The organism is Aminobacter sp. P4_D5, from assembly GCF_056401815.1.
In genome coordinates this window covers 1-711 of record NZ_JBFUIP010000718.1, presented here as the reverse complement: position 1 = coordinate 711, position 711 = coordinate 1, and the positions used below count along the sequence as shown (strand labels likewise).

Annotated in this window: 1 protein-coding gene; it reads right to left on the bottom strand. The window is 67.2% G+C overall.

The window, feature by feature from the left end; genetic code table 11:
* On the bottom strand, positions 1 to 711 hold a 711-nt coding region (locus AC1DWF_RS34540; RefSeq protein ID WP_476842985.1), incomplete at both ends, for a CaiB/BaiF CoA transferase family protein.

Here is a 711-nt window from a genome sequence, read left to right as displayed (position 1 = left end):
ACGCGGGCGTCCTTCATCGTGATGATGTTTTCGCGGGCGGCGTATTGCGGATCCTGGAAAATCTCGTCGATGGAATAGACGGGGCCGAAGGGCACCTCGTTCGCCTCGCAAACCGCCTGGAGCTCGTCGCGCGTGTGCTGGGCGGTCCAGTTGCCGACATACTCGTCCACCAGGGCGCGATCGGCCTCGCGCTGCTTGATCTTGCCCCATTTCCCCTCGCCGCCCCATTCGGGCACGCCCATGGCGCCGGCGAGCCGGGCGAAGATCTTGTCGCTGGTGCAGGCGATGGCGATCCAGCGGCCGTCCTTCGTCGGGTAGTGGCTGTGCGGCACCACGTTGACGGTGCCGGGCCCCATCCGCTGGCGCACAAAGCCGTTGAGCTGGAAGGAGGGCGCGAGCTCGTCGAGGATCCGGAAGATCGGCTCGTAGAGGCCGATATCGATCATCTGCCCCTTCCCCGTCTTCTCCCGCGCCTGCATGGCGAGCAACGCGCCGAAGGCACCGTAGAGGCCGGCCAGGTAGTCCGGGATGGTCGCCGAGCCCGGCGTCACCGGGGGACGGTCGGGATAGCCGGCGAGGAAGGACAGCCCGCCGAAGGCATTGCCGATGCGGCCGAAGCCCGGGCGTCCCTTGTACGGACCTGTCTGACCGAAGCCGGAGATGCGCACCATGATGAGGCGCGGGTTCACCTTCTCCATCACGTCCCAGCCG